The sequence below is a fragment of the Streptomyces sp. G7(2002) genome (assembly GCF_028870195.1).
GTDB lineage: Bacteria > Actinomycetota > Actinomycetes > Streptomycetales > Streptomycetaceae > Streptomyces > Streptomyces nigrescens.
Genome location: NZ_CP102609.1, coordinates 1,428,061 through 1,448,507, shown reverse-complemented (window position 1 = coordinate 1,448,507; position 20,447 = coordinate 1,428,061). Strand labels below are relative to the sequence as shown.

The 20,447-nt window shown below is 72.6% G+C and carries 15 protein-coding genes; 7 read left to right on the top strand and 8 right to left on the bottom strand.

Annotation, left to right across the window (positions count from 1 at the left end; genetic code table 11):
- Positions 1 to 54: 54 nt before the first annotated feature.
- Genes NUT86_RS05780 through NUT86_RS05755 form a run of 6 tightly spaced genes read left to right on the top strand, consistent with a single transcriptional unit; the run spans position 55 to position 7,910 of the window.
- The gene (locus NUT86_RS05780) at positions 55 to 1,266 is read left to right on the top strand and encodes an isochorismate synthase (protein ID WP_274733877.1); all 1,212 of its coding nucleotides are present in this window, start codon (positions 55 to 57) and stop codon (positions 1,264 to 1,266) included.
- Entirely contained in the window at positions 1,263 to 2,921 is a 1,659-nt protein-coding gene (locus NUT86_RS05775; RefSeq protein ID WP_274733875.1) for a (2,3-dihydroxybenzoyl)adenylate synthase, read from the top strand. Before NUT86_RS05780 ends, NUT86_RS05775 begins: the two co-directional genes overlap by 4 nt.
- A gap of 11 nt (positions 2,922 to 2,932) precedes the next feature.
- Positions 2,933 to 3,565 carry an isochorismatase family protein gene (locus NUT86_RS05770; RefSeq protein ID WP_093639898.1) on the top strand — a complete coding sequence of 211 codons (633 nt, stop codon included), beginning with the start codon at positions 2,933 to 2,935 and terminating at the stop codon, positions 3,563 to 3,565.
- A 6-nt stretch (positions 3,566 to 3,571) separates the two neighbouring features.
- The gene (locus NUT86_RS05765) at positions 3,572 to 3,802 is read left to right on the top strand and encodes a phosphopantetheine-binding protein (protein ID WP_018091629.1); all 231 of its coding nucleotides are present in this window, start codon (positions 3,572 to 3,574) and stop codon (positions 3,800 to 3,802) included.
- Positions 3,799 to 7,725 carry an amino acid adenylation domain-containing protein gene (locus tag NUT86_RS05760; RefSeq protein ID WP_274733871.1) on the top strand — a complete coding sequence of 1,309 codons (3,927 nt, stop codon included), beginning with the start codon at positions 3,799 to 3,801 and terminating at the stop codon, positions 7,723 to 7,725. Before NUT86_RS05765 ends, NUT86_RS05760 begins: the two co-directional genes overlap by 4 nt.
- Positions 7,722 to 7,910 carry an MbtH family protein gene (locus NUT86_RS05755; RefSeq protein ID WP_262037480.1) on the top strand — a complete coding sequence of 63 codons (189 nt, stop codon included), beginning with the start codon at positions 7,722 to 7,724 and terminating at the stop codon, positions 7,908 to 7,910. Before NUT86_RS05760 ends, NUT86_RS05755 begins: the two co-directional genes overlap by 4 nt.
- Before the next feature lie 735 nt (positions 7,911 to 8,645).
- On the opposite strand, the gene fes is transcribed toward NUT86_RS05755, so the two are convergent.
- The 4 genes from fes to NUT86_RS05735 all read right to left on the bottom strand — a co-directional run bounded on the left by fes (position 8,646) and on the right by NUT86_RS05735 (position 13,848).
- Positions 8,646 to 9,932: an enterochelin esterase gene (gene fes, locus NUT86_RS05750; protein WP_274733868.1), complete on the bottom strand. Its 1,287-nt coding sequence runs from the start codon at positions 9,930 to 9,932 to the stop codon at positions 8,646 to 8,648.
- Between the two features lie 216 nt (positions 9,933 to 10,148).
- Positions 10,149 to 11,510 (bottom strand): enterochelin esterase domain-containing protein, encoded by a 1,362-nt coding sequence (locus tag NUT86_RS05745; protein WP_274733866.1) that lies wholly within the window; start codon positions 11,508 to 11,510, stop codon positions 10,149 to 10,151.
- Between the two features lie 373 nt (positions 11,511 to 11,883).
- A complete protein-coding gene (locus NUT86_RS05740) occupies positions 11,884 to 12,939 on the bottom strand; it encodes a YncE family protein (protein ID WP_274733864.1) in 1,056 nt (351 codons plus the stop codon).
- A 522-nt stretch (positions 12,940 to 13,461) separates the two neighbouring features.
- Entirely contained in the window at positions 13,462 to 13,848 is a 387-nt protein-coding gene (locus NUT86_RS05735; protein WP_274733862.1) for a MarR family winged helix-turn-helix transcriptional regulator, read from the bottom strand.
- A gap of 85 nt (positions 13,849 to 13,933) precedes the next feature.
- On the opposite strand from NUT86_RS05735, the gene NUT86_RS05730 reads away from it, so the two are divergent.
- Entirely contained in the window at positions 13,934 to 15,421 is a 1,488-nt protein-coding gene (locus tag NUT86_RS05730) for an MFS transporter (RefSeq protein WP_018091636.1), read from the top strand.
- A 116-nt stretch (positions 15,422 to 15,537) separates the two neighbouring features.
- On the opposite strand, the gene NUT86_RS05725 is transcribed toward NUT86_RS05730, so the two are convergent.
- The 4 genes from NUT86_RS05725 to NUT86_RS05710 are packed head-to-tail and all read right to left on the bottom strand — an operon-like array spanning position 15,538 to position 20,421.
- A complete protein-coding gene (locus NUT86_RS05725; protein ID WP_274733858.1) occupies positions 15,538 to 16,953 on the bottom strand; it encodes an MATE family efflux transporter in 1,416 nt (471 codons plus the stop codon).
- Between the two features lie 5 nt (positions 16,954 to 16,958).
- Positions 16,959 to 17,987, bottom strand: coding sequence for a cysteine synthase family protein (locus tag NUT86_RS05720; protein WP_274733856.1), 1,029 nt, complete (start codon positions 17,985 to 17,987; stop codon positions 16,959 to 16,961).
- A 41-nt stretch (positions 17,988 to 18,028) separates the two neighbouring features.
- Positions 18,029 to 19,402 carry a Y4yA family PLP-dependent enzyme gene (locus NUT86_RS05715; protein ID WP_274733854.1) on the bottom strand — a complete coding sequence of 458 codons (1,374 nt, stop codon included), beginning with the start codon at positions 19,400 to 19,402 and terminating at the stop codon, positions 18,029 to 18,031.
- A complete protein-coding gene (locus NUT86_RS05710) occupies positions 19,393 to 20,421 on the bottom strand; it encodes an ornithine cyclodeaminase family protein (RefSeq protein WP_148587946.1) in 1,029 nt (342 codons plus the stop codon). The genes NUT86_RS05715 and NUT86_RS05710 overlap by 10 nt, the downstream gene beginning before the upstream one ends.
- Between the last annotated feature and the right edge of the window lie 26 nt (positions 20,422 to 20,447).

Genomic DNA, 20,447 nt, shown 5'->3' with positions numbered 1-20,447 from the left:
AGTGCCCGCCCTCTCCTGCGACTTCGGCTCGTGACCTTTCCCTTGGAGACGCCCATGTCTGCCTCGTTGTGCGAACCCACCGCACCGCCCCCGGACCCCACTCTTCCCCTGCTCGCCCCCGGTGCCGCGACCGCTCTGCTCGACGCCTACCGCCCCGGCGCCGACCGCTTTCTCGCCTCGCCCCGGCACACCCTGCTCGCCCACGGCACCGCGGCCGAAATACCCCACGACACCCGGCCGTTGACCCGGCGGGTGCGCGACACCCTCGACGCGCGCCGGCGCGCGGGCGATCCCGGGCCGGTCGTCGTCGGCTCGCTGCCCTTCGCCGCTGACGCCCCGCACGCACTCGCTGTCCCGGACTCCGTGCGCTGGGCGCCGCCCCTGCACGAGGACCCCCTCATCGCCCTGCCCGTGGCGCCCGCCGAGGACACCGACTGGCAGCTGCGCGAGGTGCCGTCGGCCGAGCGGTACGCGGCGGCGGTCGCCGCCGCGGTCACCCGGATGCGGGCCGGAGAGTTCGACAAGGTCGTGCTCGCCCGGACGCTGGAGCTGACGGCACAGCGGGAGCCGGACCTGACCGCGATGCTGCGCCGCCTGGCGCGCCGCGACCCGGCCGGCTACACCTTCGCCGTGCCCAGCGGCGCCGGCCGCACCCTGATCGGCGCCAGCCCCGAACTGCTCGTGGCCCGCCGGAACGGCAGGCTCGTCGCCAACCCGCTGGCCGGTTCCGCGCCGCGCAGCGCCGACCTGGCCGAGGACGTGCGGCGCGCGGCCGCCCTCCTGGAGTCGGCGAAGGACCTGCACGAGCACGCCGTCGTCGTCGACGCCGTACGCGAGGCGCTCGCGCCGTACTCCACGGGGCTGGAGGTGCCCGCGCGGCCCACGCTGGTGCGCACCGCCGCCATGTGGCATCTGTCGACCACCGTCACCGGCGAGCTGGCCGACCCGGCCGTCTCCGCCCTGGAGCTGGCGTCCGCGCTGCACCCGACGCCCGCCGTGTGCGGCACCCCGACCGACGTGGCCCGTTCCGTGATCGCCGAGTCCGAGCCCTTCGACCGCGGCCCGTACACCGGCATGGTCGGCTGGCAGGACGCGGACGGCAACGGCGAATGGGTGGTGACGATCCGCTGCGCCGAGGCCGAGGGCCGCACGCTGCGGCTGTTCGCGGGCGCCGGTGTGGTGGCCGCCTCCTCGCCGCAGGCCGAGACCGCCGAGACCGGAGCGAAGTTCCGTACCTTCCTGAGTGCCGTAGGAGCCTCGCTGTGAGCGCCGACGCCCCCGCCCTCGCCACCACGCCGGGGCTCGACGCCCCCACCTGGCCCGCGGAGTTCGCCGAGCGCTATCGCGCCGCGGGGTACTGGCGCGGGGAGACGTTCGGCGGCATGCTGCGTGAGCGCGCCGCCGCCCACCCCGACCGGACCGCCCTCATCGATCCGGCCCCCGGCCGCCGCACCTGGACCTACCGGGAGCTCGACGAGCGCGCCGACCGGCTGGCCGCCGGGTTCGCGGCACGCGGGATCGCCAAGGGCGACCGGGTCGTGGTGCAGCTGCCCAACACGGGTGCGTTCATCGAGGTGGTCTTCGCGCTCTTCCGGATCGGCGCACTGCCCGTTTTCGCGCTGCCCGCGCACCGGGAGACGGAGATCGGCTACTTCTGCTCCTTCGCCGAGGCCACCGCGTACGTCATCCCCGACACCCATGGCGGCTTCGACCACCGTGCCCTGGCCACGAAGGTCAAGGCGGCCACACCGAGCCTGCGGCACGTCTTCGTCGCCGGCGACCCGGGCGAGCACACCGCGCTGTCCGACGTCCCGTGCGACCCGGCCGGCACACCCGACGGCCCCGAGCCGCACGAGCTGGCGTTCCTCCAGCTGTCGGGCGGCACGACGGGCGTGCCGAAGCTCATTCCCCGCACCCACGACGACTACCTCTACTCGGTATGGGGCTCCAACGAGATCTGCGGCGTCGACGCCGGCACGCGGTTCCTCGTGGTGCTGTCGGCCGCGCACAACTTCCCGATGAGCTCGCCCGGTTGGCTCGGCGTGCTGTACGCGGGAGGCACGGCCGTTCTGTGCCCCGGACCGGACCCGGCGACCGCCTTCCCGCTGATCGAGCGGGAACGGATCACGATGACCGGGCTCGTCCCGCCGCTCGCCCTCGTATGGACCGAGGCCGCCGCGGAGACCCGGTGCGACCTGTCGAGCCTGGATGTCGTGCTCGTCGGCGGTGCGAAGTACAGCCAGGAGGCGGCCCGGCGGCTGGCGCCCGCCCTGGACTGCCGGCTCCAGCAGGTCTTCGGGATGGCCGAAGGGCTGGTCAACTACACCCGGCTCGACGACGACCCCGAGACCGTCGTCACCACCCAGGGGCGGCCGATCTCCCCGGACGACGAGATCCGGATCGTCGACGACGCCGGACACGAGGTCGAGGAGGGCGGGTTCGGCCATCTGCTCACCCGGGGGCCGTACACCATCCGCGGCTACTGGCGCGCCCCGGAGCACAACGCGACGGCCTTCACCGAGGACGGCTTCTACCGCACCGGCGACATCGTGCGCCGCACCGCCACCGGACACCTCGTCGTCGAGGGGCGGGCCAAGGACCAGATCAACCGGGGCGGCGAGAAGATCGCGCCGGAGGAGGTCGAGAACATCATCCTCGCCCACCCCGCCGTCCACGACGTCTGCGTCGTCGCCGTGCCCGACGCGTACCTGGGCGAACGCACCCTCGCCTACGTCATCCTGCGCACCGGCGCGGAGCCGCTGAAGTCCGTCGCCCTCAAACGCTTCGTCCGTGCGCGCGGTATCGCCGCCTACAAGGTCCCCGACCTCGTCGAGTTCGTCGACGCCTTCCCGCAGACCGGGATCGGCAAGGTCAGCAAGAAGGGGCTGCGGTCCGCCGCGGCCACCACAGAGCAGCACTGAAAGGCCCACCCATGGCACTTCCCGCCATCGCCCCCTACCCCCTGCCCGCCGGGGACGAGCTGCCGGCGAACCGCGTCGCCTGGACGGCGGACCCCGCGCGCGCCGTGCTGCTCGTCCACGACCTGCAGAACCACTTCCTCGGTGCTTTCCCGGCCGGCGAACAGCCGGTCACCGGCATGCTCGACAACACGGCACGGATCCTGGAACGATGCCGGCGCCTCGGCGTGCCGGTCGTCCACTCCGCCCAGCGCGGCGGCCAGACGCCCGAGGAACGCGGTCTGCAGCTCGACTTCTGGGGCCCCGGCGTCGCGGACGACCCGCAGGCCCTCGCCACGCCCGGGGCCGTCGCGCCGCAGCCCGGGGAGACCGTTCTCACCAAGTGGAAGTACAGCGCGTTCGTCCGCACCGAGCTGGAGGAACTGCTGCGCGCCGCGGGCCGCGACCAGCTCGTCGTCGTCGGTGTGTACGCGCACATCGGCGTGCTGATGAGCGCCTGCGACGCATGGCAGCGCGACATCCAGGCGTTCGTCGTCGCGGATGCCGTCGCCGACTTCTCGCGCGCGGACCATGACATGGCCCTGCGCTGGGCCGCCGGCCGCTGTGCCGTCGTCACCACCACCGACGCCCTCTTCAAGGAGGCCTGAGCCGCCATGGCGCTCACCCTGGAGCAGATCCGCCGGGACGTCGCCGACTCCCTCGGCGAGGACCCCACCGACATCCCGCTTGACGAGAACCTCGTGGATTACGGACTGGACTCCGTCCGCATCATGGCGCTCGTCGAGCGCTGGCGCCGTGAACACGGCGTCGAGGTCGGCTTCGTGGACCTCGCCGAACGCCCCGCCATCGACGCCTGGGCACCCCTGCTGGGAGCCGGCTCGTGACGGTCCTCCTCACCGGCGGCGCCGGGCCCGGAACCGGCGCCCCGCAGGCCGTACTGCCGCTGACCGCGGCACAGTCGGGCATGTGGTACGCACAGGCCCTCGACCCGCTCAGCCCCGCCCAGAACACCGCGGAGTGCCTGGAGATCGACGGGGCGCTCGACCCGGACCTCTTCGCCCGCGCCCTGCGCCTGGTGACCGCCGAGGCCGACGCGCTGCGCGTCCGGATCGAGGACACCCCGGACGGCCCGCGCCAGCACGTCCTGGACGGTGTCGAACCGCCGCTGACCGTACGGGATCTGCGCACCGCGGACGACGGGGAGGAGACGGCCGGGCGGTGGATGCACGCCGACCTCGCGGAGCCCTTCGACCTGGCGGCCGGTCCGCTCTTCCGGCACGCCCTGTTCCGCGTCGGAGAACAGCGGTGGCTGTGGTACCAGTGCATCCACCACCTCGTCATGGACGGCTTCGGATACTCGCTCCTGGTGCGCCGTACCGCCGAGGTGTACACCGCCCTTGCCCGGGGCGAGGAGCCCGGCCCGCGGACCTTCGGACGCCTTGCCGACCTGGTCGGTCAGGACGACGACTACCGCGCCTCGGCGGACTTCACCGCCGACCGCGCCCACTGGTCCGGCGCCTTCGCCGACCGGCCCGAGGCACCGCGGCTCGCGGGCCGCGGCGCGCTGCCCGGACGGACGTTCCGCCGCCGCACCACCTCTCTGCCGCTGGAGACCACCGAGGGCGTCCACGGACTCGCCGCCCGGCTCCGCGCCACCTGGCCCGACGTCCTGATCGCCGCCAAGGCCCTGTACACCTCCCGCGCCACCGCCCAGTCCGACGTCGTGCTCGGGCTGCCGATGATGGGCCGCATGGGCTCGGCCGCCCTGCGCGTACCCGGCATGGTCATGAACGTCCTGCCGCTGCGGCTGACCGTCGCCGCCGACGCGACCTTCGCGGAACTGGTCCGGCAGGTCGTGCTCGGCATCCGCCGGGCCCGCCGCCACCAGCGCTACCGCTACGAGGACATCCGCCGCGACCTGGGACTGCTCGGGGAGGGCCGGGCCCTGGTGGGTCCGCTCGTCAACATCATGCCCTTCGACTACGGCGTGGCGTTCGCCGGCGCACCCGCGCGCGCCCGGAACCTCTCCGCCGGGCCAGTCGACGACCTGACCGTCAACGTCTACGACCGCGCCGACGGACACGGTCTGCGCATCGACCACGACGGCAATCCCGCCCTGTACGAGGACGCCGGACTCGCCGCCCACCAGGAGCGGTTCCTGCACCTGCTGGAGCGGCTGGTCACCGCCGACCCGCACACCCCGCTGGCCGCGCACGGCATCGCCACACCGGCCGAACGCGCCCTGGTCGTCGACGAGTTCAACCGGACGGACCGGCACCTCCCGCCGACCACTCTCATCGGCCCCATCGAGGCACGCGCCGTCCGCACCCCCGCCGCCACCGCACTGGTCCACGGCGACACTTCACTCAGCTACGCGGAGCTCAACTCCCGCGCCAACCGGCTGGCCCGCCACCTCCAGACCCTCGGCGCCCGGCCCGGCGCCGTGGTGGCGGTCTCGGTGCCGCGTTCGGTGGAGCTGGTCGTCACCCTGCTCGCCGTGCTGAAGTCCGGTGCCGCCTATCTGCCGCTCGACCCGGACTACCCGGCACAGCGGCTCACCGGCATGCTGGACGACGCCGCGCCGGTGTGCGCCGTCACCGACCACGCGACCCGGCTGCCGCAGGACACCGGGACACCGCTCGTCGTCCTGGACGGACTCGATCTGGCCGGCTACCTCCCGGTCAACCCGGGGCGTGCGCTCACCCCCGCGCATTCCGCCTACGTCATCTACACCTCCGGCTCGACCGGGCGCCCCAAGGGCGTCGTGGTCTCCCACGGGGCGATCGACAACCGGCTGCGGTGGATGCAGGACACCTACCGGCTGACGGCCGCCGACCGGGTGCTGCAGAAGACCCCCTCGTCGTTCGACGTATCGGTGTGGGAGTTCTTCTGGCCGCTGCGCGAGGGCGCGGTGCTCGTCGTCGCCGAGCCCGGCGGCCACAAGGACCCCCACTACCTGGCCCGGCTCATCCGGGAACAGGCCGTCACCACCTGCCACTTCGTCCCGTCGATGCTCCAGGTCTTCCTGGCCGCGGCGGATGCCGCCGCATGCGGCTCGCTGCGCCGCGTCTTCTGCAGCGGCGAGGCGCTGCCCCGCGACACCGCGCACACCTTCGCGCGCACCCTGCCGGGCGTCGAGCTGCACAACCTCTACGGGCCGACGGAGGCCGCCGTCGATGTCACCCACCACGCCTGCGCGGCGGACGGCAGCGGTGCGGTGCCCATCGGGCGGCCGGTGTGGAACACCCGGCTGTATGTGCTCGATGCGGCGCTCCAGCCCTGCCCGCCGGGCGTCCCCGGCGAGCTGTACCTGGCCGGCCGGCAGCTCGCCGAGGGCTATCTGCACCGTCCCGGACTCACCGCCTCCCGGTTCGTCGCCGACCCGTTCGGACCGCCCGGCGGCCGCATGTACCGCACGGGCGACCTCGCCCGCTGGACGCAGAAGGGCGAGGTCGAGTACCTCGGCCGCACCGACCACCAGGTGAAGCTGCGCGGCCAGCGCATCGAACTCGGCGAGATCGAGGCGGCGTTGACGGCACTGGACGGTGTGGACGGTGCCTGTGCCCTGGTCCACGAGGACCGCGCCGGCGAGCAGCGGCTCGTCGGCTATGTCACCGGTGGTGTCGCTCCCGAGGCCGTGCGCGCCGGGCTGGCCCGCACACTGCCGGAGCACATGGTGCCCGCCGCCGTATTCGCCCTGGACGCCCTGCCGCTGAGCCCCAACGGCAAGCTGGACCGCCGCGCCCTGCCCGCCCCGGTCTTCACCGGCGGCCGGGACGCACGGCGGCCGGCCGGTCCCCGTGAGGAGACCCTGACGCGGCTCTTCGCCGAGGTGCTGGGCCTCGAACACACCGGACCGGACGACGCGTTCTTCGACCTGGGCGGCACCTCCCTGCTCGCCGTACGGCTGGTGGCGCGGATCCGTGCCGCGTTCGGCTGCGAGCTGACGATCGGCTCGCTCTTCGAGGCGCCCACCCCGGCCGCGCTGGCCGCCCGCCTCGACAGCTCCGGCCCCGCGTCCGAGGACGCCCTGGACGTCGTGCTGCCGCTGCGCACCACCGGCGACCGGCCCGCACTGTTCGCGTTCCACCCCGCCGGTGGCCTCGCCTGGTGCTACGCCGGCCTGGCCGCCCGCCTCGGACCCGACCAGCCGGTGTACGGGATCCAGGCCCGCGGTCTGGTCGGCGACGAGCCGCTGCCGCATGCCTTGTCGGAGCAGGCCGCGGACTATGTGCGCCACCTGCGCGCCGTACAACCGCACGGCCCCTACCGGCTGCTGGGCTGGTCCGTCGGGGGCATCCTCGCGCACACCGTCGCCGTGCTGCTCCAGGAGGCCGGGGAGACGGTCGAACTGCTCGCGCTGCTGGACGCGTTCCCGGCCGAGCAGTGGCGGGAGCGGCCCGCGCCGGAGGAAGGCGACGCGCTCACCGCGGTGCTGCGCATGGCCGGCTTCGACCGCACCGACGAGCGCACCCGGGACGATGTCCTGGCGACCCTGCGCCGGGCGGGCAGCCCGCTCGCCGGTCTCACCGACCACACCCTCTCGAAGATCGTCGACATCGTGCCCAACCACGCGCGGATGATGCGCGCCCACCACCACCGCGCCTACCGGGGCGACCTGCTGTTCTTCACCGCCGCCGCACCGCGTGCCGAGGACTGGCTCACCCGCGAGGCATGGCGGCCGCACGTGAGCGGCACGATCGCCAACCGCGATCTGGACTGCACCCACCCGCAGTTGATGCAGGACCGTCAGCTCGACGAGATCGCCGCCGTCCTGGCGGCCCGGCTGAAGGAGCTCGACGCATGACCGCCCGCTCCGCGCCGTTCGACCCGGGGCCCGACGGCCACGCCACCCACCTGGTCCTGGAGAACCCCCAGGGGCACCTTTCCCTGTGGCCGGCCTGGCGGGAGACCCCGGAGGGCTGGACCGCCCGCTTCGGCCCGGCCCCGCACGACGCGTGCACCCGGCTGGTGGCGGCGGACCGGCCGTGAACGGCGCGGCGGTGGTACGGCGCTGGCGGTACGGCGGTGGCCGCGCTCCGGGCCGCCGCCGGATCCGGCGGAGCTGTCATCGGGGCCGCTGCTGTGGCTCGTACCGGCGCCCGAAGCGGGCGCACCGCTCGACGTGTCCGTACTGGACGAGGGGGAGCGGGCCCGGGTGGCGGCGCTGCGGTGGCCGCCGAGCGTGCGCTGTACGCCGCCGCGCACACGGCGCCGCGCCGGCTGCTGGGCAGTTGTCTCGGCATGGCGGCGGCCCACGTGCCGCTGACCCGGCTGGCCTGCCCTGCCCTGCCCGGGCTGCGGCGGCCCGCACGGCCGCCCCGCCGTGGCCGGCTCGCCCGGCGAGGAGCTGCACTTCTCCCTCTCCCACTCGGGCGGGCCGGCCCTGCTCGCCTTCGCCGCCGCCCGGCCGGTCGGCGCGGACATCGAGCGGGTCCCCCGGGGGCCGGGATGGTCCGGACGCGGCGGCGTCCCTGCACACCCTGGAGCAGGCCGAGTTGGCGGCCCTGCCGCCGGTGTACCGCCCGGCCGCTTTCGCCCGGCCGCCTTCGCCCGGCCGTCTCCGCCCGGCCGTCTCCGCCCGCTGCTGGACCCGCAAGGCGGCCTGCCTGAAGGCCACCGGTGCGGGCATCTCGGAGGCGTCCCTGCGTACGCTCCGGGCGGGCACCGGACCGCTGCCCGCCCGGAGCCCGGCCTGGGCGCTCATGGACCTCCGGTCCCGGCGGGCTATGCGGCGGCCTGCGCGGTGCGCGAGGCGGCTCCGCCGGGGGACAGCAGGCCCACCAGGCCGTCGGCCAGTTCGGTGCGCCAGCACAGGTAGTCGTGGCCGCCGTTGAACTCACGGTAGACGGCGTCGTCGTAGCCGGCGGCGGTGAGGGTTTCGCGCAGCCGCCGGGCGGCGGGAAGGGCCACCCACTCCTGCTCACCGAAGGAGAGCCAGAAGCGCACGGGCAGCCGTGGCGCGGCCGCGAGAGCGCCGGTCAGCCACTCGGCCTGCGGGCCGTCGGGCCACCAGAACGAACCCGACTGGGCCAGCGCGTTCCCGAAGCGGTGCGGTGCCGAGTACGCCGCGTAGGCCGCGGTGAGTCCGCCCAGACTCTGCCCGGCGATCACGGTGCGGGCGGGGTCGCCGGTGACCGGCAGTCGCCCGGCCACCCAGGGCAGCAACTCGTCCGTGAGGAAGGCGACGAACTCCGGACGGCAGCTCAGCTCCGCCCACCGGGTGCCGGCGTCGACGGAATCCGGCAGGACGGCGGCGAGCGGCGGAATGCGGCCGTCGGCGATGAGGTTGTCCAAGAGGTGCGCGACACCGAGCCGGGGCTGCCAGTGTTCCCCGTCGAGCAGTACCAGAACGGGCAGCTCCGCCGTCTCCCGCGCCCCGCCCGCCGGTTGGTACAGCCAGACCCGGCGGTCGCTGCCGAGGTGTCCGCTGGGCACCTGGTGTTCGCTGACGGTGCCGCGGGGGACGCCCGGCCGGGGCGCCCAGTCCACCGCGTCCGGAGCCCCGGGCAGTTCGGCGTAGGAGACCGGGGCGCCGCCCCAACGCCGCGGCAGCCGACGGGCGTTGTACGGATCGGCACGGCCCTGGTTGCGCAGCAGGCGCCAGTAGTCGGGGCTGTCCGGTCCGGGCCCGTCACCCTCGTCGACGAAGAGGTCGTAGGTGCCGCGCCAGTCGTGGCGCAGGCGGACCGTCCAGTGCCAGATGTCGGTGCCGGGGGCGCGGGCCATGAGATTGCCCTGGGGGTTCCGTGGGTCGGCCAGCTTGTTAGGCAGCACCTGGACGGCGCGGGTCCGGGCGTCACCGCGCCACAGGAACGTCACCGCGGCGTGATCGGCGTGGCCCGCGGGATCGGGAGCGACGAGCGGGGTGCCACGGCGGCGTACATCGGCCCAGAAATCCTCGACCCCGTCCGGCGAGGGAAGCGCAAATCCCGGCTCCGGGAGCCACGGCAGCGCCTCGGGGCGCGCCAGTCGGGGCGGGCGGTTCGGGGCGTCCTGCGGCGGCACGGGCATGGAAGGCACTCCGGACAATTGGACGGATGACTTAGGGTTACCTTACTTCAGGCTCGGGGGTGCTTCCCGGCGCTCCCCGGCGCTCGACCCGCCGACACCGGGCCGGTTCGGGGGCGTCACGGGGGCGGTCGCCGCCCAGACCACCGCCCGGAGGTCGTCACGGGCCGGTCGCCGGCCCACGCCCCCGCCCCGGGGTACCCCGTTGTGGTACCCCGTTCAGCTTCCGAGCAGGGAGATCAGGCCGTCGGCCAGTCCGCCGCGCCAACAGGCGTAGTCGGGGCCGCCGTTGAACTCCTGCCAGGTGACGGTGTGACCGCAGCGGTCCAGGAGGTCATGGAGAGCGGGGCCCGGCACTCTCGTGCCGTCTTGCCGGGCGACGTCGAGGTGGATACGGACGCCGTCCCCGTGGGGCGGGGCGAACCACTGCGGCGGCCAGGACGGCTCGCCGTGGGCGGCCCCGGGGGTGCCGGGGAGCCGATCACGCCGTGGGCGGGCAGCAGGGGGCCGGGTGCCAGGAGGCCGGGTGCCAGGAGGTCGGACCGCGGCCGGCCGGGGCGCGGGGGACTGGGCCAGGGCGCTGCCGAACCGCTCGGGCCGGCGCAGGCAGGTGTGCACCGCGGCGGTGCCGCCGAGGCTCTGTCCGGCCACGACGGTGCGACGGGGGTCCGCGGTGACCGGCCAGCGTGTGGCCGCCCAGGGCAGTAACTCGTCGGCGAGGAAGTCGGCGTAGCCCTCGTGGGTGTCGTGCACGTGCCACCAGGCGGCCGGCCCGGACGTATCGGGTGCGAGCACCAGCAGCGGCGGAATGCGCCGTTCGGCGAGGAGCGCGTCGAGCGTAGGGGCCAGACCGAGCGCGCCGAACCACAGCTCCCCGTCGGGCAGTACGAGGACATCCAGGGGGCCGGCCGCTGTGCCGGCCGGCGACCGGTAGACCCAGGTGACGTGCTGGTCACCAAGGGCGGCTCCAGGGCTGCGGTGCTGCTCCACGGTGCCACGGGGGGCGTCCGGGCGGGGCTCTCGCCAGGGTTGAGGCGGGGATAACGGCAGCTCGAAGAGCGAACTGCCGGCCGACCGTCCACGGCCGGGCAGCGGCATCCGGTTGTGCGGATCGGGCGCCGCATGGGCGGCCAGCCCTCGCAAGCGGGCGCGCAGGGGTTCCTCCGCGCCGGGCAGGGGGCCGGGTGAGATGTCGGCGACCAGGCGGTAGGAGCCCCGGTGGTCGGCCCGCAGACGGCGGGTCAGGTACCAGATCTCCGTGCCGGGTAAGGGCGTGAGGAGTGAACCGTCGGGGTCGGTGAGCCCGTTGGTGAGCAGCAGAACCTGACGGGTGGCGCGGTGGCCGCGCCACAGGAAGGTCACCGCCCGGTGGCCGGGGTCGTCGTCGAGGGGCTCGATGAGCGGAGTCCCCTCCCGCTCGACCCTGGTCCAGAACTCGGCGGTCAGCGCGCTGTGTTCGCCGGTACCGGCCTGTTCGAGCCGGCGGGTGAGCCGGGTGAGACGAGGACTGTCGACGGTGTACGGCACGGGCTCGGCGGCGTCCGCGGGCGCCGTGACTGCGGCGGAAGCGGTGCGGCTCACCTGAACGTGCTCCGTGTGCGGTGCGGCTCCCCGGGCTGCGGGCGGGCCGTCGGCCGGATCACGGACCCGGCGGGAGCGGCCCGGTCCCTCAGGGCAAGTTTTCGCGGAGGGCGGTGGATTGCGTATCGATGTGTCATGTGGGGAGGGCATTCCGGTCGGAGGTGCGGTGTGCGAGCGGTACGTGGTCGGTACCGGACGGTTCGATCGGGGCGGCGGTAGGCCCGCCCGGTTGTACGGATCTGGCGGCCCCAGACCCCAGACCTCAGGCCCCAGGTGCCGGGCATCCGGTGGGCCGGGACCCGCCCGCGCCCGCGCTCGGGCGAGGTGGGCGGGACGCGGTGCGGCTCCGGACCGAGCCGCTGGGGTCGGGGCGTCAGCGCCCGAGGGGGAAACGGTGCAGGACGTCCTGGCCCTCGGGGCCGGAACCGGACTTGGCGACCACGAACGCGGCGCCGTGGGCCACCTGGACGTGGTTGGGGTTGGCACCGGTGGCCAAGGTGTCGACGACGGCGCCCTTCCCGGGGGCGACGACCGTGACGGTGGCCGTGGTGCGGTTGGCGACCAGGACCCGGCCCGAGCGCGGGTCGGCGGCGACGGCCAGCGCGCCCGCACCGGTCGGCACGGTCTTGGTGACGGCCCTCTTGCGCAGGTTGATCACCGAGACGGTGCCGGCGGCCTGGTCGGCGGAGTAGGCGGTGCGGCCGTCCTTGGACAGGGCTATCGAGAGGGGACCGTCACCCGTCGGGATCAGGCGCGGGCTCTTGGCGCGCGGCGCGATCTCGATGATCCGGTCGTTGGCGAGGTCGGTGGCGTAGGCGGCACCGGACCGCTCGTTGACCGCGAGACCCGCGGGGCTCGATCCCGCGACCGTGACCCGCTTCTTCTCCTTGTAGGTACGGGTGTCGAAGGCGACGACACTGCCGTCGCCGAAGCCGCTCGCCCAGGCGAGGTTGTGCCGCTCGTCGACGACGACCTCGCGGGCATGCTTGACGCCGGGCAGCGTGGCGAGGTGCTTGCCGGTGCGCTGGCTGTAGACGGCTACGGAGTTGTCGCGGGTGTTCGTCGTCCAGACGGTGTTGTGCTCGTCATCGACGGCGACGCCGTAGACCGCTTCGACGGCTCCCGTCTCCGGGTTGGTGACCGGCGGCGTGTACGTCGCCTTGACCTCCAGGGTGCGCGGGTCGACCTTCACCAGGCTGGAGTTGGTGACCGGCGGCCGGCCCACGGAGGACGTGGCCCAGAGGACATGGTTCCGCTCGGAGTACGCGGACTGATACAGGCCTTTGGCGACCGGCGCGGACTGAGCGGCCGGACCCGACGTCTTGCCGGAGTGCGCCGTCGCGGTGCCGGCCAGGGCGAGAGTGCTGCCCGCGGCGAGGCTCACGGCGATCGCGGCAGTACGGCGGATGCGGTAGGCGAGTGAGGTCATGTGGCGTCAGTCTCCTTGACAGAGGCGCCTCACGGAGAGGCGATCAGCGACTAACTTAGCTTAGGCTTACCTAACATGCACTCCGATATGGCCCGCTGTTTTCTGCGCTTTTCTGACGGTCACGGGGGAGGGGGCTTGTCGCCGCCTTCGCCGGTTGCCGTCGCCGACCAGCACCTCAATCCCCCTGTTGGCGGCACCTTCACCAACAGGAGCACTTCGTCATCGCGGGAGTTGAGGCACGGTGTGACGCTGCCGAGGCGACAGGCGACAGGCGACAGGCGACAGGCGACAGGCGACAGGCGACCGACGGCAGCTCGACGGTTGAACTCAAGCCCCGTTGCCCTGCTTTGCTCTGCTCTGCCGTTGGCGCCAAAGCGCTGAGCGGCACCGGGCGGCACCGGGCAGCGCTGTCTCGCGCCTGCCCCTGTTTGCCGATGACAGCGGCGGCATGAAGGGCCCGGTCCGGCCGTAGCCCCCTGACGAGGGACGCTGACCGACCGATCGACTTGCTGCGGGGACCGGTCAGCTCTCTCCGCGGAGGGTCCGCGCCAGCACGGAGCGGTGGGTCGGCTTCGCGTCGCTGTAGCGCTTGTGGCCTTCGTCGGTGAGGACGACGAAGATGCCGCGGCGGTCGAGGTCGCACATGACCCGCTCGACGAGGCCGCCTCGTTCCAGCCGGGCGACGAGGCGGGATGCGGCGCTCTGGCTCAGGTGCACCGCTTGGGTGAGGTCCTGGCCCCGGCACTTGCCGTGTTCGGAGGAGGTGAGGAGTTCGAGGGCTTCGAACTCGCTGACACTCAGGCCGTGCTGCGTCTGCAACTCCTGCTCGAGAGCGTTGTGCACGGTGGCGTGAAGGGAGAGGAGTCCATGCCACTCGTCGACCAGTTCCTGCTCTGAGCCACCCATCATGAAGCCAAGATAACATGCGGCGGCATTTGATGCACGAAGATTAAATGCGCTTGCATTCGATGCGTGTGCATGTGAGAGTCGCGGCATGACTTCCTCCGCACCCCTGTCCGCCTCCACCTCCACGTGGAACGCCAAACTCTGGGGAGTCCTGCTCACGGTCTCCCTCGTCATCGGCCTCGACGCGCTCGACGTCTCGATGGTGGGCGTCGCCCTCCCCTCCATCCAGGCAGATCTGGGCCTGTCCACCAGTGCGCTGCAGTGGATCGTCAGCGGCTATGTCCTCAGCTACGGCGGGCTGCTGCTGCTGGGCGGACGTGCCGCCGATCTGCTCGGCCGCCGCCGGGTGTTCCTGACCGCGGTGGCCGTGTTCGCCGCGGCCTCCGTGCTCGGCGGTCTGGTCGACGACGGGACCCTGCTCATCGCGACCCGCATACTCAAGGGCATGGCGGCGGCGTTCACCGCGCCTGCCGCGCTGTCCATCGTCACCACCACGTTTGCCGAAGGGCCGGCGCGCAACAAGGCGCTGGGCGTCTTCTCCGTCTTCGGGGCCAGTGGCTACTCGGCCGGTCTGGTGCTCTCCGGCCTGCTGACCCAGGTCGGCTGGCGGTGGACGTTCTTCCTGCCGGTACCGGTCGCCGTGATCGCCTGGATAGCAGCCAACCGCCTGCTGCCCAAGGACGGCCCCCGCTCCTCCGGCGGGTATGACATCCCCGGCGCGATCACCTCGGTCGGCGCGATGCTGCTGCTCGTCTACACCGTCGTCGAAGCGCCGGAGGCCGGCTGGGCCGCTCCGAACACGCTCATCCAGTTCGCCATCGCCGCGGTGCTGCTGCTCGCCTTCCTCGTGATCGAACGCCGCAGTGCGCATCCGCTGGTCCGTCTCGGCATCCTCCGCTCGGGCTCGCTGGCACGGGCCAACCTGGGCATATCCGTGTTCTTCGGCGGCTACATCGGCTTCCAGTTCGTGGTCATGCTCTACTTCCAGTCGGTGCTGCAGTGGTCGGCGCTCCAGACCGCGCTCGGCTTCCTTCCGGCCGCAGCGATCGTGGCCTTCGGCTCGCCGCGGATGGATCCCCTGATCGAACGGGTCGGCACCTCGCGCACCATCGCGGGCGGTGTCATCGCTCATCTCATCGGCTACGTGCTCTTCCTCGTCATCGACCGGGACGCCCCCTACGTCGTCGGTGTGCTGCCCAGCATGATCCTGCTCGGCATCGGGTTCACCCTGGCCTTCGCGTCCTTCAACATCCAGGCCACCGCCGGCATCCCGGACCACGAACAGGGCCTGGCCGGCGGCCTGCTGAACACCTCCACGCAGGTCGGCGGCGCGATCGGACTCGCCATCGTCACGGCCGTCCTCACCGCCGGAGGTGAAGGCAGGACCGGCCCCGACGCCCTGCTCGCGGGCTTCACTCCGGCGCTGCTCACGATCACCGTCCTCTCGGCGATCGGCCTGCTCATCGGACTGTCGGGAGTGCTCGGACGGCGCAAGACCGACACGGCGACGGTCGAGCCGACGGTCCAGCCGGCGTCCAAGCCGGCGGACGAGCCGGAGCTCGCCCTCATCGACTGACCGGACCGGTCTGTCACGGCACATCCCGGTGTGGCACCAGCCATGACCGGGATGCGCCGTTCCGGGTACGCATCCGCGTGCCCCACCTGACAGCTCCGTCATGCGGTGGGCGGTGATCAGGCCGGGACTGGTTCGCTCCGGTAGCCGGCCAGTTGGTGGTTGTAGCGGCGCTGGAGGAGCAGGGCAGTCGTCGCCAGGCCGGTGAGCAGGCCGAGCCAGATGCCGAGGGTGGCGAGGTCCAGAGCGTAGGCGAGGAGCCAGGACGTGGGGAGTCCGACGGCCCAGTAGCCGATGAGGGTGATGCGGAAGCCGCTCTTGGTGTCGTCGAGTCCCCGCAGGAGTCCGACGCCGATGTTCTGCGCGCAGTCGAAGAACTGGAGGACGGCGGTGACCATGAGCAGGTGGGTGGCGATGCCGAGGGCCTGGTCGGAGCCGGAATCGAGGAAGGGGAAAAGGACGACCCGGGGCATGGACAGGTAGGCGATACCGACGAGGGTCATGACGGCTGCCGCGCAGGCCAGCGCGGTGTTCTTGAGGCGGCGTGCGTCGTCGGTACGGCCGAGGGCGAGTTCGCGGCTGACGTTTATCGAGGCGGCGTGGGAGAGGCCGACGGCGACCTGGAAGACGATGTAGACGAGCTGGTTGACGGCGGTGTGCGCGGCCAGGGCGGCGGGGCCGAAGGAGCCGGCCATCAGCGCGGTGAGCGAGAAGAACCCGGCTTCGGAGCCGTAGGTCGCAGCGATCGGCACACCGAGGCCGACGAGCCGTAGGAAGGTGGCCATATCGGCTTTGGCCGCGTTGAGGCTGAGCAGGGGCGCCAGTTGAGCGTCCTTCTTCGCCGAGAGATAGAGGGCGAGACAGGAGAGGAGGTAGACAGTGGACGTGGCGACGCCGATGCCGGTCAGGCCCAGCCGGGGCAGTCCCCATGTGCCGTGGAGGAAAGCCCAGTTCAGACCGGCGTTGACGGCTATGGAGGCGAGGGTGATCTGCAGCAGGGCCTGGGGGCGGCGCATACCGACGGTGAACTGGCGGATGGCCTGGAACCACAGGCAGGGCAGCAGTCCGGGGGCCAGGGCGAGCAGCATCGCCCGGGTGCGTTCGACGACGGCCGCGTCCTGACCGAGCCAGATCAGGGCCTGTCCGATCAGGAGCATGAGCACGGCTCCGGCGAGGCCGGCGAGCGTGGCGAGAACCATGCTTGCGCAGACGATCCCGCGGATCTCCGCGTGCGCCGCTTCCCTTTCCCCCGTCTTCCCTCCTTCCCCGGGCTCGGCCGCGTCTTCCGTGCGTTCGAGGCGGGCCGCCGCGGCGGCGATCTGGTTGCCGACGGAGGTGAGCAGACCGACGCCCATGGTGCGCAGCTGGTTGAAGATGACGAGGGCCAGGCCGCCGGCGGCGAGTTCCTCGGTGCCGAGCAGACCCATCATCACGGTGTCGGTGGTGGTCAGGGCGACCTGGGCGAGCTGAGTGAGGATGAGGGGGACGGCGAGCGCGGCCAGGGCGCGGCTGTCGCGGAGGAGAGTGGTCAGCATGGCGGCTATCGGTTCCTCCGGAGCTTGGTGAGGAGCTCTTCGATCTCTCGCTCCGTTGTGGGGGCGAGGAGACCACGGGCGCGCATCCACTCGTCGTTGAAGACGGTGTCCAGGTACTTCTCGCCGCCGTCATTGATGAGGGCGACCATGGTGGTGCCGGGCGGCAGCGAGGCCAGCCGGGACAGGGCCACGTGGACGACTCCGCCTGCGGAGCCGCCGATCAGCAGCCCGGTGCGGGCGACGGCGCGACAGGTCGCGAACGCCTCGACGTCGCCGACCTTGACCCCTTCGTCGATGAGGTCGAAGTCGACCAGGGCCCCGATCTCCGCTCCCTCGGGGGTGCCGGTGCCGGACTGGTAGTAGTCGTGGGCGGGCCCGCCGAACGCGATCGACCCCTTGGGTTCGACACCGATGGTGCGGAACGACGGTATGAGGGTGCGCAGTTCGCGGGCGGTGCCGCAGAGGGCGCCCCCTGTGCCGACCGCGCCGATGAGGACATGGAGCCGGCCGTCGAGGGCCTCGTTCAGTTCGTGGGCGACGGGGAAGTAGCCGACGCCGTTGCTGGGGTTGTTGTGCTGCTCGGTGAAGACGGTGTTGTCCTGGCTGCGGGCCAGGTCCTCGGCGAGCTCTTCCCGTGCGGCGGTGGCGAGTTCTTCCGTACCGTCGTTCCTGACGTGGACGAGTTCGGTGCCCAGGGCCTTCATGGCGCGCAGTTTGTCCGCACAGGCGTGGTGGTCGACGACGGCGGTGAAGGTGTAGCCGCGTTCGGCGGCGATGACGGCGAGCCCGAGTCCGGTGTTGCCGGAGGTCGACTCGATGATGCGGCCGCCGGGGCGCAGTGCGCCGCGTGCCTCGGCATCGAGAATCATCTGGCGGGCCATCCGGATCTTCGCCGTGCCGGTGGGGTTGAACATCTCCAGCTTCAGCAGCAGACGGCTGCCGGTTTCGGAGACGGCGAGTTCCAGTAGCGGGGTGTGGCCGATGAGGTCGGATATTCGGGAGACCACGCTGGGGCGCTGAAGTGCTCCGGGCATCGAACTCTCCTGGGAAGGGGCGTACGGGCGCGGGCCCGGGGTCAGTGCGGCCGCCGGTCCAGCCGCCAGCGGGGACGCGGGCGTTCGGTGTGGTCGATGACGACCTTGGGTGGCAGGGGCAGGTCGTGGAAGGACGACTCGTTGGAGTCCATCTGGTAGCCGGCGGTGTTGGGGTAGACCAGGAGGTCGCCTGTGCGAGGACGGCGCGGGAAGGGGATCTTCCGCCAGGTGAGCAGGTCCGACTCCAGGCAGGTGGCCGCCCCGACGCAGGCCGGATAGGTGCCGGCGGGGACGTCCGGGGCGCGGGACAGCAGGCAGGGATCGGGCAGGTACTCGCTGTTGAACCACTGCTCGGACAGGCTCAGGCTGGTGCCGTCGACGGTCAGCAGCTGGTAGCCCGCGCGGTCCTTCACCCCCTGGATCCGGAACACGGTCGCACCCGCCTTGTCCAGCAGGGCACGGCCGGGCTCCATCAACAGCGTGACACCGGATCCCTTGAGCAGCTCGGCCAGGCTCCGGCGGTGCCCTTCGGGACGCGCGCCGAGCAGCACCCGGAGTGCTCCGAGTTCGGCGGTGGGGGAGTGGTACGGGTAGAAGTCACCGGCGGTGAACGACTTGCCGGCGTGGTAGTGACCGCTGTGCTGCTCTGCGAGGAAGGCGTACCAGCTCTCGGCGTCGGTGTAGCTGACCGGCAGGCCGCCGCCGATGCTGATCCGGTCGGCCGCCAGCCCCAGAGCACGGGCCTTGAGGCACCGGTCGAGCAGGGCTCCGGCCAGGTCGGCGCGCGGCTGTACGGCGTATCCGGACAGATGGAAGCTGAAGCCTTCCATCCGCACCGCGTCCCCCGCCCGCACACAGCGGTCCAGCGCGGTGTCCAGTTCGGCGTCGTTCATGCCGAAGCGGCTGTGCGGCTGGCCGGGCGGCAGACAGCGCAGCAGCAGCCGGGCCGGACGAGCGGTGCCGGCCGGCCCCGTGGCGAGGACCGCGTCGAGTTCATCGAGCGCGTCCACGGCGACCAGCGCGCCCTGCCGCACCGCCAGCCGCAGCAGGGCGCCGTCCTTCGCCGGACCGGTGACGACGAGGTGTTCCCCGGGCACCCCGCCTCCGAGGGCGTCGCGCAGCTCACCGGCCGAGGCAACATCGACCCCCGCACCGTTCGCTGAGCAGCGTTCGCTCCACACGGTGGCCTTGTTGGCCTTCTTCGCGAAGTACACGAACCCGTCCACCCCCGCTCCCTCCAGCACGGACCGCATGGCCCGGAGGTTGCTGTCGAACGCGTCGGGCAACAGGAAGTGGAACGGGCCGCCGAGGGCGTAGGAGAGTTCCTCCAGCAGCCCGCTGCCCAGCACGGCGCGGGTGGCGGGGTCGGGCAGGGCGGGCAGCGTCGGCCAGGAGGACGCGCCGCTCACCGCCACAGCGGGACCTCGGTCCCCAGGCCCTGCGCCAGCGCGAGCTGCGCGAAGCGGTGGCCGAGGGCGATGTCGGTGACGACCAGGCCGCTGTTGTACGCGAAGATCCGCTCCGTGTCCGAGCGGCGGCCGGCGGCGCTGCCGGCGAGAACGGGCGGGAACTCGGCGTCCACGGCCGGGAGTTCGCCGTCCGCGTCGGCCATGTCGAGGCCGGTGATGTGCATCTGTGCCTCGCTCGTGGCGATGACCCGGTCGGCCCGGTGGAGCGTCGAGGGGGCGAGGCCGTGGCCGACGAGGACGGACAGTGCGCCGGGCTTGAGCCAGTCGGCCTCGACGGCGGCGGGCGTGTGGGAGCCGGCGGTGGCGACGAGGACATCGGCGTCCGCGGCGGCGGCCCGCAGATCGTCGACGACCTCGACATCCCGGTCGGGAAAGTGGTCGCGCAACTGCTCGCGGACCGCGGCGATGCCCTCGGGGTGGGTGCCGGACAGCATCAGCCGGTCCAGGTCCGGCAGGGTGGTCAGCAGGAACGGCAGGGCCAGGCGGCCCTGGGTTCCGGTGCCGATGACCAGCGCGCTGCGGGCGCCGGGCGCCGCGCATTCGCGGGCCAGCAGCGCGGAGACGGCCGGCGTACGCAGTGACCCGATCCGGGAACAGTCCATGAGCGCCACCGGCAGCCCGGTGCGGTCGTCGTAGAGCGTGAGGGAGGTGTAGTAGTGCTGCTCGGCACGGCCCTTGTCCAGGCCGTGCTTGTAGGAGGTCTTGATCGCGACGACATCACGGGAGCCGTCCCGGCCCAGCATCGCGTAGGAGACCGAGTGCCCGTCCGGTGGCTTGACGGTCAGTTTGCGGGGGTTGTCGGACCGTCCGGCGTGCAGGGTGCGGTAGGCGCCCTCCACGGTGGCCACCACATCGGCCAGGGAGATGTCCATCCCGGCCAGATCGGTGGTGGACAGGATCCGCAGGTGCTGGTCGTCGCCGGATATCGGGGGGTCGGCGGGGGCGGTGATCGAGGTGTCGGTCATCGGGTGGTGCCTCCGTTCCGTGGACG